Source organism: Stenotrophomonas pictorum JCM 9942, from assembly GCF_001310775.1.
GTDB lineage: Bacteria > Pseudomonadota > Gammaproteobacteria > Xanthomonadales > Xanthomonadaceae > Stenotrophomonas > Stenotrophomonas pictorum.
Window position 1 is genome coordinate 1 of sequence record NZ_BAZI01000040.1, and the last position, 14,469, is coordinate 14,469.

Annotated in this window: 12 protein-coding genes and 1 pseudogene; 10 read left to right on the forward strand and 3 right to left on the reverse strand. The window is 65.0% G+C overall.

Annotated elements, in window-relative coordinates; translation table 11 throughout:
- The 3 genes from JCM9942_RS04120 to JCM9942_RS04130 all read left to right on the forward strand — a co-directional run.
- Nucleotides 1–1,246 (forward strand): purple acid phosphatase family protein (locus JCM9942_RS04120; protein WP_054657828.1); only part of this gene is annotated, 1,246 nt, incomplete at its 5' end.
- Between the two features lie 273 nt (nt 1,247–1,519).
- Nucleotides 1,520–2,008 (forward strand): hypothetical protein, encoded by a 489-nt coding sequence (locus JCM9942_RS04125; RefSeq protein ID WP_054657830.1) that lies wholly within the window; start codon nt 1,520–1,522, stop codon nt 2,006–2,008.
- A 47-nt stretch (nt 2,009–2,055) separates the two neighbouring features.
- A complete protein-coding gene (locus JCM9942_RS04130; RefSeq protein WP_054657832.1) occupies nt 2,056–2,349 on the forward strand; it encodes a hypothetical protein in 294 nt (97 codons plus the stop codon).
- Nucleotides 2,350–2,446: 97 nt separating this feature from the next.
- On the opposite strand, the pseudogene JCM9942_RS04135 reads toward JCM9942_RS04130, so the two are convergent.
- Nucleotides 2,447–3,948: pseudogene (locus tag JCM9942_RS04135) on the reverse strand (aminotransferase class III-fold pyridoxal phosphate-dependent enzyme).
- 111 nt (nt 3,949–4,059) lie between these two features.
- Between JCM9942_RS04135 and JCM9942_RS04140 the strand changes: the two are divergent.
- The 7 genes from JCM9942_RS04140 to fabV all read left to right on the forward strand — a co-directional run bounded on the left by JCM9942_RS04140 (nt 4,060) and on the right by fabV (nt 11,645).
- Nucleotides 4,060–4,491 carry an Lrp/AsnC family transcriptional regulator gene (locus JCM9942_RS04140; protein ID WP_054657834.1) on the forward strand — a complete coding sequence of 144 codons (432 nt, stop codon included), beginning with the start codon at nt 4,060–4,062 and terminating at the stop codon, nt 4,489–4,491.
- Between the two features lie 67 nt (nt 4,492–4,558).
- Complete coding sequence (gene queA, locus JCM9942_RS04145; RefSeq protein ID WP_054657835.1) at nt 4,559–5,599, forward strand: tRNA preQ1(34) S-adenosylmethionine ribosyltransferase-isomerase QueA; 1,041 nt, start codon at nt 4,559–4,561, stop codon at nt 5,597–5,599.
- Between the two features lie 66 nt (nt 5,600–5,665).
- Complete coding sequence (gene tgt, locus JCM9942_RS04150; protein ID WP_054657837.1) at nt 5,666–6,805, forward strand: tRNA guanosine(34) transglycosylase Tgt; 1,140 nt, start codon at nt 5,666–5,668, stop codon at nt 6,803–6,805.
- Nucleotides 6,806–6,930: 125 nt separating this feature from the next.
- Nucleotides 6,931–7,260: a preprotein translocase subunit YajC gene (gene yajC / locus JCM9942_RS04155; protein WP_054657840.1), complete on the forward strand. Its 330-nt coding sequence runs from the start codon at nt 6,931–6,933 to the stop codon at nt 7,258–7,260.
- A gap of 57 nt (nt 7,261–7,317) precedes the next feature.
- Nucleotides 7,318–9,162 carry a protein translocase subunit SecD gene (gene secD / locus JCM9942_RS04160; protein WP_054657842.1) on the forward strand — a complete coding sequence of 615 codons (1,845 nt, stop codon included), beginning with the start codon at nt 7,318–7,320 and terminating at the stop codon, nt 9,160–9,162.
- 18 nt (nt 9,163–9,180) lie between these two features.
- Nucleotides 9,181–10,149, forward strand: a complete 969-nt coding sequence (secF, locus tag JCM9942_RS04165) for a protein translocase subunit SecF (RefSeq protein ID WP_054657844.1) — start codon at nt 9,181–9,183, stop codon at nt 10,147–10,149.
- 236 nt (nt 10,150–10,385) lie between these two features.
- Nucleotides 10,386–11,645 carry an enoyl-ACP reductase FabV gene (fabV, locus tag JCM9942_RS04170; RefSeq protein WP_054657846.1) on the forward strand — a complete coding sequence of 420 codons (1,260 nt, stop codon included), beginning with the start codon at nt 10,386–10,388 and terminating at the stop codon, nt 11,643–11,645.
- A 69-nt stretch (nt 11,646–11,714) separates the two neighbouring features.
- Here the strand turns inward: fabV and JCM9942_RS04175 are convergent, their stop codons facing one another.
- Nucleotides 11,715–13,787, reverse strand: a complete 2,073-nt coding sequence (locus JCM9942_RS04175) for an EAL domain-containing response regulator (RefSeq protein ID WP_054657848.1) — start codon at nt 13,785–13,787, stop codon at nt 11,715–11,717.
- 96 nt (nt 13,788–13,883) lie between these two features.
- The coding region (locus JCM9942_RS04180; protein WP_172675040.1) for an NAD(P)/FAD-dependent oxidoreductase at nt 13,884–14,469 on the reverse strand (586 nt) is incomplete at its 5' end.

A 14,469-nucleotide genomic window follows, 5' to 3' on the forward strand; every position in this document is an offset into this window, starting at 1 on the left:
CACGGGTTTCCCCGATCGCATCGTCGCCTCGCCGGCGCAGGATGCCGCGCAGGGTTTCGCGGTGGCGTGGCGGACCTCGCCGCTGTCGGCCGTGCCTCAGCTGGAGCTCGCGCTTGCCGGGGATTCACCGGACCTGGGGCAGGTGCGTGCGCTTGAGGCCCGCAGCGGCCTGTTGCAAAGCGAGAATGGCGTGTCGCAACACCACCGGGTCGACGTCCAGGGGCTGTTGCCGGACACGCTCTACGCCTACCGGGTGCAGGGACAGGACACGTGGAGCGCCTGGCATCACTTCCGTACCGCTGGCGCGGCGGGTCAGCCGCTGACGCTGCTGTACTTCGGCGATACCCAGAACAAGAACCTCAGCCATGTCAGCCGGGTGATCCGGCAGGGCTGGCAGATCGCTCCCGATGCACGCCTTGCCTTGTTCGCCGGCGATCTGGTCAGTGGGGGGGATGGCGAGGACGACAACGAGTGGGGCGAGTGGTTCGCCGCCGGTGGCTGGCTGTTGCCGGGCATGGCGGTGGCGCCCGCGGCGGGCAACCACGAATATTTCGAGGAGTTCGAGGACACCCCGCAGGAGCGTCGCGTACTCGGCAGACATTGGCCGCTGAGCTTTGCCTTGCCGGGCAACGGTGCGCCCGGTGCAGCCAGCACCACCTACTGGTTCGATTACCAGGGCATCCGCGTGGCGATACTCGACGGCACCTCGGCGCTGGATCTGGGGACGGCCAAGATGCAGGCCGATTGGCTGGAAGAAGTACTGGGCAGCAGCACGCAGCCATGGAACATCGTGGTGGTGCACCAGCCGCTGTATCCGTTGCGGGCGGAGCGGGACACCTCGGTGCTGGCCACGCAGATCCGCCCGGTCCTGCAGCGGCACAAGGTCGATCTGGTGCTGCAGGGACATGACCACACCTATGGCCGGCGTGGCGACGACAGTGGCGCTTTGCCGCAGTACATCTCCTCGGTGGCAGGGCCCAAGCAGTACCGGCTGTCGCCGCAGGCACGTGGAACGATGAAACCCACGGCAGAGGACACCCAGCTGTTCCAGGTGTTGCGGGTGGACGGCGCGCGTCTGCACTACCGTGCCTACACGGTCACCGGACGTCTGTACGACGCGTTCGAGATCCTGCGGGACACAGGCGGCGCCAAGCGTCTGGGTGAAATCACCGAAGGTCGCATCGCGCCGCGCGATTGTCCGCGCGCGGTGTCGCCCAAGGGCCGGAGCGATCGCTGCTGGGAGTGATCCGCCCCTCCCGTGGCAGCGCAGATAGGCTGCTTGCACGCCGCCAGCGTTGCCGCGGATATCTGCCACGCATGGCCCGGACGGACCCCCTGGCCTGTGTCTATACTCTGCCCCTGCGTCGTGCCGGAGAGCCGGCGGAGGCAGCCTGGCGGCACTGGTTCGAACGCCGCGGCCGCTGCTAGGACGCGCCATTGACGGTTGCCCTTTGCAGGGGCGACCGCGTCATCATCGGCCCGGTGCCGACGCACCGGGCAAGTATCACGGAGGATCGATATGCGTGCAGACAAGGGGTGGATCACGGCCGGGGCGGCATTGCTGCTGGGGGCACTGGCCTGGGGCGTGGACGCGGCACCGCCGCTGGAAGAGGAGATCGTCAATCCCAGCGAGGTGGTGTTCGAAGGCGGGCAGGCGTATGCCGATGCCGGCGATGGCAGCCTGGAGCGTCTGCGCAGCCGCCAGCAGGACGGGGAAACCGTCTATTACCGGCTGGTCCGTTACGACAACGAATTCGGCTATGTCGCCGACGACGATTCTCCGTCGGTGGCGCAGGCGTCCCGCGCGCCGGCGTCCGAGCCGGTCACGCCGTTCCGCTACTACGGCTCGGGCCATCTCTATCGGCCGGATTTCTACAACAGCCCGTACAACCGCGACGCCCGCCAGCGTTACTGGGGCCCGGGCTATTTCGGCAGCTGCAGCCGCTATGACGGCTGCAAGGAAGTGCAGTTGGTTCCGGTGGTGCCGTATCGCGTCATCGGTTATTGAGGGGCCCAGGCGGGGTGGAGCATCCACGGACACCCGACGGTCGATACATGGTGGTTCGCGGCCGTCTCTGGCGGGTCGCGAATCCCCGTCTTTCGCCACAGGAACACGAGGTGCTCGTCGGCACGCTGATGGCCGCACGCCGGCAAGTGAAAGCCGCATTGGTGGCGGGCGATCCTGCTGCGCTTTCGGCAGCACGTAGCTCGGTCAACGCTGCAAAAATCGCGCTGGGGGAGCGGGGGCCTGTCTGGTGGGAAGATGGTGCCCAGGACTTCAACCGTCACCTGGTCAAGGACACGCCTTATCGGGACTGGTATGAGAAGCACATCGGACCGCAGGCTTAGCAGTGCATTGCACTCAAGGCTGCCTGGCCGCATGGTCCAGACAGAACGGAGAACGGCGGCCACTGGCCGCCGTTCCTGTTTCACGCGAGGGGGTGGATCAGGCGGCGTCGGCCTGCGCGCGGCGCGGGCCTTCGAGCAGGGCGCGGCCGACCATGTCGACCAGCAGGTCCAGCTCGGCCTCGTCCATGTCGAAGTGCGGGGTGAAGCGCAGCGAGTTCTCGCCGCCGTGGATCACGTTGACGCCGTGCATGCGCAGCCATTCCTCGGTGGAATTGGCGCCGTAGCACTTGAACTGCGGAGCCAGCTCGCAGGAGAACAGCAGCCCGGTGCCCTGGACCTTGGTGATCAGGCCGCCGAGCCTGGCCTTGAGTGCTTCCAGCTTCTGCACTGCCTGCTCGCCGCGCACACGGATGTTCTGCCGCACTTCCGGCGACATGCGGGCCAGGGTGGCACAGGCCACGTCCAGCGCCCGCGGGTTGGTGGTCATGGTGTTGCCGTACACACCTTGCGGTACAGTCCGGCGGCATGCTCGGTCACGGCCAGCACCGACAACGGGAACTGCGCGCCGTTCAGGGCCTTGGAATAGGTTTCCAGGTCCGGCGGGTCCAAGGTCTCGTAACCCGGATAGTCGACGAACGACAGGGTGCCGTGGGCGCGCAATGCGGCCTGGATGGAGTCGATCAGCAGCAGGCTGCCGTGTTCGCGGGTGAGTTCGCGGGCTAGCTTGTAGAAACTGGCCGGTACCGCGCGGCCCGGGTCGCCTTCGCCCATCACCGGCTCCAGGAACACCGCCTCGATGAACCACTGGTTGGCCTGGGCATCGGCGAAGACCTTGCGCAGTGCCGCCTCGTCATACGGGGCGATGGTGATGACACTGGTCTCGCCACGGTAGCTGGCCAGGTGCTGGTCATAGGCCTTACGGCTGGAGTCCGAATACAGCGCCGGACGGTCGGTGCGGCCATGGAAGCTGCCCTTGATCACCACGCGCTTGATGGTCGCGCCGGCGTGGCGGGCACCCGGATCGGTTTGCAGCTTGGCGTTGATATCGGCGATACGGGCGGCCAGGCCTACCGCTTCGGAGCCGGAATTGAGGCACATGAAGTGCGAGAACGGACAGCCGCCGCGGCTGTGGCCGATCTCCTTGCGCATGGCCTGCACGAAACGGCGCTGGGACAGGCTCGGGGTCATGATGTTGGCCATCACCTGCGGCTTGGCTGCGGCCGCCATGATGTCGGCCGGGGTATGGCCGAAACCGAGCATGCCGTAGCCGCCGGCGTCGTACAGCACCGCCCCCTTGAGCGAGACCACCCACGGGCCGCAGGCGGCCAGCGCGATATACGGCACTACCGCGTCATCGGCATAGAAGTTGACGAAACCGGCCTGCATCGCCGCGATCTGATCCTTTTCGTCCAGATCCAGCAGATCGGCGGCGTCCTTCTTGATCCGGGCGTATTCGGTGGCGGCGGCATGGATGGCGCCGGTCAGGTCGGGATGGGCAGCGGCCAGGCGTTCGATGCTGGCATCGTCCAGGCCCGAGGTCAGGCGGGTGCCGGCGTGCGCGCGAAGCGGCGCAAGGGGGCCGAGTACGGTCATGCTCATCTCCACAAAGTTTTGTATATACCCATTATCTGGAGATTCTGGACATATGGCAGCTGTGATCTCGACGGTTTTTCGGGTAATTTCGTCGAATCGACGAAACTGGTAGGCAATGTGAATATATCCCCGGCCGATGAGCGGCTGTTGTCCGTGCTGCGCGAGGATGCGCGCGCCTCCACCGCTCAGATCGCCCGCCGGCTGGGCCTTTCACGCACTACCGTGCAAAGCCGTATCGACCGGCTCGAGCAGCAGGGGGTGATCGCCGGCTATACCGTACGCACCCATGAGGATTACGAGCAGGGCCAGGTTCGCGCCCACGTGCTGATTACCGTGTCGCCACGGAAGATGCCGGTAGTGGTCAAGGCGCTGCGCGAACTGCCGGAAGTCCGCACCCTGCATTCGGTCAGCGGCAACCACGACCTGATCGCGATGGTGGTGGTCGGCGGGGTAGGCGAGATGGATGTGGTGACCGACGCCATCGGCGCCATCGACGGGGTGGAACGCACCAACAGCGCCATCATACTGTCCACCAAGTTCGAGCGCTGATCGCGCCGACCGGGCATCGCCCGTTGGCAGGACTACAATAGCCGGCTCCCCGTACGATGTTCCGGCCTTGAAGAAGTCCGATTTCCACTATGACCTGCCCGAGGCGCTGATCGCCCAGGCTCCCCTGGCCGAGCGTTCGGCCAGCCGTCTGTTGCTGGTGCCGCCGGTGCCCGGCGCCTTCGACGACCGCCATGTGCGGGATCTGCCGCAGCTGTTGCAGCCCGGCGATCTGCTGGTGTTCAACGACACCCGGGTGATCCCGGCGCGCCTGTTCGGGCAGAAGGCCACCGGAGGCCGGGTCGAGATCCTGATCGAGCGGCTGCTTGGCAAGCAGCAGGCCCGCGCCCAGATCGGTGCCAGCAAGTCGCCCAAGCCGGGCAGCCGCATCCAGCTCGATGCCGGCGGCGAGGCCGAGGTGCTCGGGCGCGATGGCGAGTTCTATGTGCTGCGCTTCGAGATTCCCGAGCCGCTGGAATCCTGGCTGGTGCATGCAGGGCGCCTGCCGTTGCCGCCGTATATCCAGCGCGAGCCCGGTGTGGATGACCGCGAGCGCTACCAGACCGTGTTCGCCCGGCAGGTGGGGGCCGTGGCCGCACCCACCGCCGGCCTGCACTTCGATGAGCCTTTGCTGGCGCAGTTGCGCGAGCGCGGGGTGCAGTTCGGCCATGTCACCCTGCACGTGGGCGCCGGCACCTTCCAACCGGTGCGGGTGGATGACCTGAGCCACCATGTGATGCACCGGGAGTGGCTGAATGTCGGCGCCGAGCTGGTGGAGCAGGTGCGCCGCACCCGCGCCGCCGGCGGCCGGGTGATCGGGGTCGGCACCACGGTGGTGCGCGCGCTGGAAAGCGCGATGCGGGACGGCGAGCTGTATCCGTTCGCCGGCGAAACCCAGATCTTCATCACCCCGGGTTACCGCATCCGCAGCGTCGATGCGATGGTCACCAATTTCCACCTGCCGGAAAGCACGCTGCTGATGATGATCAGCGCCTTTGCCGGCAGGGAGCGGGTGTTCGAGGCCTACGCCCATGCCATCGCGCAGCAGTACCGCTTCTTCAGCTATGGCGATGCGATGCTGCTGTTCCCGGCTGCGTACGACGACGCCTGATCCGCCGGGCCCTGCGCCGCGGCGCCCAATCCGCGACAATGCCCGCACGACCGACAGATAGATTCCATGTCCAGATTGCAGTTCAAACTCCAGACCTCCGATGGCCGTGCCCGCCGTGGCCAGCTGTCCTTCCCGCGTGGCACCGTTGAAACGCCGGCGTTCATGCCGGTGGGCACCTATGGCTCGGTCAAGGGCATCCTGCCCGAGCAGGTGCGGGCGCTCGGCGCCGAGATCATCCTCGGCAACACCTTCCATCTGTACCTGCGTCCGGGGCTGGAGGTGATCGCCGATCACGGCGGCCTGCACGGATTCTGCCAGTGGAGCGGGCCGATCCTGACCGACTCGGGCGGATTCCAGGTGTTTTCGCTGGCCCATCGCCGCAAGATCACCGAAGAGGGCGTGACCTTCGCCTCGCCGACCGATGGCGCGCGCGTGTTCCTAGGGCCGGAGGAGAGCATGAAGATCCAGAAGGTGCTCGATTCGGACGTGGTCATGATCTTCGACGAGTGCACGCCGTACCCGGCCACCGAGGAGGTGGCGCGCAAGTCGATGGAGCTGAGCCTGCGCTGGGCCCAGCGCAGCCGCAACGCGCACGACGCGCTGGGCAAGGATGCGGCGCTGTTCGGCATCGTCCAGGGTGGGGTGCATACCGATCTGCGCAGCCGCTCGGCCGAGGGCCTGCAGCAGATCGGCTTCGACGGCTATGCCATCGGTGGCCTGGCGGTGGGCGAGCCCGAGCACGAGCGCAATGCGATGCTCGACCACATGCATCCGATCCTGCCGGCCGATCGTCCGCGCTACCTGATGGGGGTCGGCCGCCCGGAAGACCTGGTCGAAGGCGTGGCCCGTGGCGTGGACATGTTCGATTGCGTGATGCCCACCCGCAACGCCCGCAACGGCCACTATTTCACCTCGTTCGGCACGGTCCGCATCCGTAACGCCCGCTACGAGCGCGACATGGACGTGATCGAACCCGGCTGCGGCTGCCATGCCTGCACCAGCGGTTATACCCGTTCCTACCTGCGCCACCTGGACCGCTGCAACGAGATGCTGGCGCCGATGCTGGGCACGATCCACAACCTGTTCTATTACGAAAAACTCATGGCCGACATGCGTGCGGCGATCGAGGCGGGAACCTTTATGGCGTTCCGCGAGTCTTTCTATGCAGCCCGTGGCCTCGCCGTCCCGGCGCTGTCGGGGGAGTAGCGGTAGCGCAAGCGGGCCCGGGACGGGGTTCCGGGCTCGTGGCATACTTCACTGCTGACCCAGTTTCGTGGTGGCGCCACCGGTTTCACCGCCGGGCCACGCCACCCAACACCAAGGACCAATACATGAATCTGATGGCTATCCTACTCCCCGTCGCCCAGGCCGCTCCGGCCGCCCCGGGCATGGGCACGTTCCTGCTGCCGATCGCCCTGATCGCGGTGATGTACTTCCTGATGATCCGCCCGCAGATGAAACGCCAGAAAGAACACAAGGCGATGCTGGAAAAAATCAGCAAGGGTGATGAAGTGCTGACCTCTGGCGGCATTGCCGGCGTGGTCACCGACATCGGCGACAACTTCGTCACCATCGAAGTGGCCGACAACGTCCGCATCCGCGTGCAGAAGGCCGCTATCGGCAACGTCCTGCCCAAGGGCACGCTTAAGTCCGCGGCCTGAGGCTGATCCCTTTTCGTCACGTCGCGACGCCGGGAAGGCGTCGCGCAGGATCCTGCAATGCTTGAATTTCCACGCTGGAAGTACTTCCTGATTCTGATCGTTCTGGCTGTCAGCACGCTGTACGCGTTGCCGAACATCTACCAGAAGGATCCCTCCGTCCAGATCACCGCCAATCGGGGTGGACAGATCGACGACACCCTCAAGGGTCGTGTCACTGCCGCGCTGGAAGAGGCAGGCGTGCAGGCCAAATCGGTGGAGGAGGAGGGCGAGAACAACCTGATCGTCCGCCTGCCTTCATTGGAAGCACAATCGCGTGCCAACGAGGTGCTGCGTGACACCGCCGGTGACAACTACACCGTCGCGTTGAACCTGGCCTCGACCGTGCCGGACTGGCTGGCCAACCTTGGCGGTAAGCCGATGGTGCTGGGTCTGGACCTGGTCGGCGGCGTGCACTTCGCGCTGCAGGTGGATCAGCAGGCGGCGGTGGACAAGCGGTTCGAGGCGTTCGCAGAAGATGTGCGCACCACGCTGCGTGACAGCCGCATCACCTACCGCTCGGTCGAGCGGCGCGGTGAAAACAGCATCCAGGTGGTGCTGGCCAACGCCGCCGATGCGGACAAGGCGCGTGCGGCACTGGCCAAGTCGCAGCCGACCTTCACCTACGCGGTCAGCGGTGATCGCATCGCCGTTAACGTGCCGCAGAGCGAAATGGCCCAGATCACCTCCGGCGCCATCGAGCAGAACCTGACCACGCTGCGCAACCGCGTCAACGAGCTGGGCGTGGCCGAACCGATCATCCAGCGCCAGGGCGAAGACCGCATCGTGGTCGAGCTGCCTGGTGTGCAGGACACCGCCGAGGCCAAGCGCATGATCGGCGCCACCGCGACGCTGGAATACCGCGCGGTTGTGGACGGCAATGCGCAGGACGCTGTCACCACAGGCCGGATTCCGCCGGAAGCCAAGCTCTATCGCGACCGTGGCGGCAACCCGGTGCTGTTGAACAAGCGCACCATCGTCACCGGCGACCAGATGGTCAAGGCCGACGTGGCGACCGACCAGAACGGCCTGCCGGCAGTGAGCGTGACGCTGAACAGTGTCGGTGGCCAACGCATGTTCGACTTCACCAGTGCCAACGTCGGCAAGCCGATGGCCGTGGTGTACACCGAGCGGATTCCGCAAGTGACCCTGGTCAATGGCGAGGAGCAGCGCAGCTTCCGGGTCAAGGAAGAGGTGATCTCGGTGGCAAACGTCAATGGCGTGTTCGGCAAGAATTTCCAGACCACCGGTTTGGAGAAGGCCGAGGCCGACAACCTGGCCAAGCTGCTGCGCGCCGGCTCGCTGGCTGCGCCGATGGACTTCGTCGAGGAATACGTGATCGGCCCGAGCCTGGGTGCGGAGAACGTGGCCAGCGGCGTCAAGGCCGTGGTCTTCTCCTTCATGTTCACCTTGGTGTTCTTCTCCATCTACTACCGCATGTTCGGCTTGATCACCTCGGTAGCGCTGCTGTTCAACCTGCTGATCGTGGTCGCGGTGATGTCGATGTTCGGCGCCACCATGACGCTGCCCGGTTTTGCCGGTCTGGCGCTGTCGGTGGGTCTGTCGGTCGATGCGAACGTGCTGATCAACGAGCGAATCCGTGAGGAGTTGCGACTGGGCATGCCGGCCAAGGCCGCCATCGCTGCCGGTTACGAGAAGGCCTCGGGCACCATCCTCGACGCCAACCTGACCGGACTGATCGTCGGTGTGGCCCTGTACGCGTTCGGTACCGGCCCGCTGAAGGGCTTCGCGCTGACCATGATCATCGGTATTTTCGCCTCGATGTTTACCGCCATCACGGTGTCGCGCGCATTGGCGGTGCTGATCTACGGACGCCGCAAGAAGCTGCAGTCCGTGGCTATCTGATCGGGAAGAGACCCTCAAATGAAACTGTTTCCACTTCATATCATCCCGAACGACACCAATATCGACTTCATGCGTCATCGCAAGCCCGTGCTTGCGTTGATGGTGGTGTTGCTGCTGGTTTCCTTTGCCGTCATCGGCTTCAAGGGATTCAACTACGCGCTGGAGTTCACCGGCGGTACCGTGGTGCGCACGCATTTCGAGAATTCGATCAACGTCGATCAGGTCCGCGAAAAGCTGGCCAACGCCGGAATCGAAAACGCCCAGGTGCAGAGCGTGGGCAGCGGCAACGATGTGATGATCCGTCTGCCCCCGGATGGTGAGCACAACAACGCCGCTGATGCCGCGCAGAAGGTGGCCCAGCGTGTCCAGGCGGCCATCACCACGGCCGGCAATCCGGCCACGGTCCAGCCGGGCGAGTTCGTCGGTCCGCAGGTGGGCAAGGACCTGGCGATGAACGGTATCTACGCGACGCTGTTCATGGTGATCGGCTTCCTGATCTACATCGCCGCGCGCTTTGAATGGAAGTTCGCGATGGTGGCCAGCATCACCGCGTTCTTCGATCTGATCCTGACGATCGCCTACATGTCGCTGATGGGCCGCGAGTTCGATCTCACGGTGCTGGCCGGCATGCTGTCGGTGATGGGTTTTGCCATCAACGACATCATCGTGGTGTTCGACCGCGTACGTGAAAACTTCCGCAGCCTGCGTGTGGAGCCGCTGGAAGTGCTCAACCGCTCGATCAACCAGACCCTGTCGCGCACGATCATCACCGCGGTGATGTTCTTCCTGTCGGCGCTGGCGCTGTATATCTACGGCGGCGAGTCGATGGAAGGCCTGGCCGAGACGCACATGGCCGGTGCGGTGATCGTGGTGGTGTCCTCGATCATCGTGGCGGTGCCGCTGTTGAGCATCGGTCCGTTCAAGGTCAGCAAGCAGGATCTGCTGCCCAAGGCCAAGGACGAGGAAGAGCTGGCACGTCGTCCTTGATTGACCGCTACGGTTGTCTGGAAAAGCCGCGCGTCCGCGCGGCTTTTCTTTTTGCGTCATGCCCGTGCTCAAGCCGCTTTTCCATGCGGTGGCGTCGGTTGTGTTCACTGCGGCCGCGCACTACGATCCTCCCGGTTCAGTGCCCGCCTGCTGAATCCGCTGCCTTTCGACCATGTTGTGGAAGGGCCGGTTTCGCAGCCGAGGGCTGTTTTTCTGCTTACCCAATCGAGGTTTTCATGGTCATCAAACCGCGTGTGCGCGGCTTCATCTGCGTCACCACCCATCCGACTGGTTGCGATGCGGCGGTCAAGGAGCAGATCGAGTACATCAAGGCGCAGCCCAAGCTGGCCCACGGTCCGAAGAAGGTGCTGGTGATCGGTGCCTCGACTGGATACGGGCTGGCGGCGCGTATCAAGGCGGCCTTCGGCAGCGATGCGGCGACGCTGGGCGTGTTCTTCGAGCGTGCCGGCACGGAGAGCAAGCCCGGCACGGCGGGCTGGTACAACTCGGCCGCATTCGAGAAGTACGCGCACCAGGCTGGCCTGTATGCACGCAGCGTCAATGGCGATGCGTTCTCCGACGAGGTCAAGGCCAAGGTCATCGAGATCATCAAGGCCGATCTGGGCCAGGTGGATCAGGTGGTCTACAGCCTGGCATCGCCGCGCCGCAAGCACCCGAAGACCGGCGAGGTGATCAGCTCCACGCTCAAGCCGATCGGCGAGCCGATCACGCTGAAGGGGCTGGATACCGACAAGGAAGTGCTGACCGAAACCACGCTGCAGCCGGCCACCGCCGAGGAGATCGCCGGGACCGTGCAGGTGATGGGCGGCGAAGACTGGCAGATGTGGATCGATGCGCTGCTGGAAGCCGGTGTGCTGGCGCCGGGCGCCACCACCACCGCCTTCACCTATGTCGGCGAAGAGATCACCCAGGCCATCTATTGGAACGGTTCGATCGGTGCGGCCAAGAAGGATCTGGATGCCAAGGTAAAGGACATCCGCGGCAAGCTGCAGGGTATTGGCGGCGATGCGCGCGTGTCGGTACTCAAGGCGGTGGTGACCCAGGCCAGCTCGGCGATCCCGACCATGCCGCTGTACCTGTCGCTGCTGTTCAAGGTGATGAAGGAAGAAGGGACCCATGAAGGCTGCATCGAGCAGCTCGATACCCTGTACGACATCCTCTACAACGGTCCGCAGGGCGGTGCCAACGCCGCAGATCACATCCGCCCGCAGCTGGTGGACGGCAAGGGCCGCACCGTGGAGCTGGTCGATGGCGAAGGCCGCCTGCGCGCCGACTACAAGGAAATGGCGCCGGAAGTGCAGGGCAAGGTGCTGGCGCTGTGGCCGCAGGTGACCAACGAGAACCTGTATGAGATCAGCGACCTGGCCGGCTACAAGACCGACTTCCTGCGCCTGTTCGGATTCGGCATCGAAGGCGTGGATTACGACGCCGACGTGAATCCGGACGTGGTGATTCCGGGGCTGGTCGAAGTCTGATTGAACAGCTGGCGTCGAAAGGAAAAAGCCGCGCAGTGCGCGGCTTTTTTTGTGGGCTCCTTGCCGGACTCAGTTGAACTCGAAGTCCATCTGCGCGCCGGCGGGGCCGACGAAGTCGCCCTGCACATAGTCCAGGCCGGCACTGAACAACAGACTCATCGTGGCCGCGTCGGAAATGAACTCGGCGATGGTGAGGATGTTGGCCGATTGCGCCTTGCTGGTGATTTCCTGGGTCTTCGGCAACTGTTCCTTGGACTGTACCGGGTCTGCGGTGAAGTCCGCGTCCAGTTTGAGGAACGCCGGCTGGAAGTGGGCCAGCAGCTGGAACGAATCGAGCCCCGAGCCGAACTGCTCCAGGCCCACCTTGCAGCCCAATGCCGAGACATCGGCCAGGAACTGCTGGGCGTTGCGCAGGTGGGTGAACACCTTCGCTTCTGGAATCTGCAACCACAGCTGCTCGCCACTGACACCTTCGGCCTGGAGGGCGTCGCGGATCGTTGCGATCAGCTGCGGGTCGCTGAACGATTCGGGCGTGATGCGTACCATCAGATGGGTGCGATGACCGGCGCGCTTCCGCTCGCCCAGTGCCCGGATCGCCTGGCTGACCACCCACCGGTTGATCGGTGCCATCAGCTCGTGCTCCTGCGCGATCGGCAGGAAGGTGATGGGGCTGACCAGTTCGCCGTTGTTCTCCAGCTGCAGCGAGGTGTCGTACAGCTGGATCGGTTCGCCGAGCAGATTCAGCACCGGCCGGTAACGCAGCTGGAAGCCATCGCCGGCCAGCGCATCGCGCATGCGCTGTACCCAGCGCTGGATGCGCTCTTCCTCAACCCGGTCCATCGCGCCGGGGTCGAATACCTTGACGGTATTGCCGCCCAGCTCGATGGCGGCGCGGGTGCAGTCGGTGGCGCGGGCCAGAACCTGACCGACGCTGGCGATCTTCTCGCCGACCTGCACGCCGCCAACGCTGACCGACACCGTGGCCGAGCGCTCGCCGATGCTGAATACATGCGAGGCGAAAGCATCGCGCACCCGCTCGGCGACGCGGGTGGTGTTGGCATAGTCGCCCGGGGTCAGCAGCGCGAAGTTGTGCTCGCCAAAGCGGGCCAACTGGGCGTCCTGGCCCGCCACGTCCGCGAGATTCTGGCCGAGTGCGGCAATCAGCGCGTCGGCCGAATCCAGGCCGATGTCTGGCAGCAGCCGCGCGTAGTGATCCGGCTCGATCAGCAGGAATCCGTACTGGCCATCGCTGCGGCTGACCTGCGCCACCGCGTTTTCCAGATGCACCATGAAGGTGGGGCGGTTGAGCAGCCCGGTGACCTGGTCACGCTGGCGCAGCGCCTCCACTTCACGGGCCAGTTCGGGATCGAATTCCTCGCGGCGGCGGAATACCACCTGGAAGCAGCTCTCGCCCTCGTAGGTGGCCGGACTGAATTCCATGGTCGCCGGGAATGTTTCCCCGTCCTGGTTGCGGGCGTGGATCTCGTACTGTGGCGGTGGGGGCTCGCCCTTGCTCAGCGACTTGAGCAGCTGCTTGAAGTCCTCCACATGCTGCGGCGCGACCATGTCCAGCAGCGAAATGCCCTCGACATCGTCGAAGGTCTCGTAACCGAACATATCCAGATAGGCGTCATTGGCACGGATGTGCATGCCTTCATGGATGTAGGCGATCGGATCGCGCGAGGAGGAGATCAGTGCATCGCAGCGGCGCTCGGTCTCGCGCATCTGCGCTTCGATCCGGCGCAGTCCGCGGCGGGCCTGAAGGTCGGTCCATTCGTTGCCGATCACCGAGAGCAGGTGCTCCGGGCGCTGGCGCAGGGCAATGGCACGGATGCCGTTGGCGACCGCCTCGACCAGCACGTTCTCCTCGATCCGGTCGGCCAGCAGGATCATCGGAATGTCCTTGCCGCTGGCCGCGATCTGCTGGGTGAGCAGCAGCTGCGGGATGTTGTGCGAGGGGGCGGCCAGCACCAGGTCGATCGGCTGGCTGCCCAATGCCTGCGAAAGCTCTTCCGGATTCTGTGGCCGGGAAGGGCGCACGGCGATGCCGCTGTTGCGCAAAGTGCTGACGATCGCTTCGGCATTCTCGGCGCTGTCATCGACGATCAACAGGCGCAAGGTGATGTCTTTGCTGTTCTGCATTCAGTACTCCCCTCAGACCGGGTTTAATACACGATGGGTGGCATGGCGTCTATGCGCGGAACGCTTGCCTGTGACGCAATTCCGCCGGGCTGGCATTCACACCGCATTGCCGGCCGCCGCGCCCGACGCCCAGGCCCACTGGAAGTTGTAGCCGCCCAGCCAGCCGGTCACATCCAGCACCTCGCCAATGAAGTGCAGGCCCGGAACCAGTTGCGACTCCATCGTGGACGAGGAAACCTTCCGGGTATCCACGCCACCGAGCGTGACTTCGGCGGTGCGGTAGCCTTCGGTGCCACTGGCCACCAGCGGGAAATCGGCGAGCAGGGCGGCGGTGGCCTTGATCTCGCGCTCGTCCAGCTGCCGTACCGGTTTGTCGGCAAGCCAGTGCTCGCACAGGCGCAGTGACAGCCGGCGCGGGATCACCTCCGACAGCACGGTGCGCAGTTCAGCGGCGCCGCGCTCGCGCTTCATCTCGCGCAGCCACTGTTCGGCATCGCGGTCCGGCAGCAGATCCAGGCGCAGGTCATCGCCCGGTTGCCAGAACGAGGAGATCTGCAGGATCGCCGGACCACTCACGCCGCGATGGGTCAGCAGCATGAAGTTGCGGAAGCGCTGCCCGTTGCAGCGCGCCTCGATCGGCAGCCCCACGCCGCTGAGCTCGGCAAAGCGCTCCTGGTGCCTG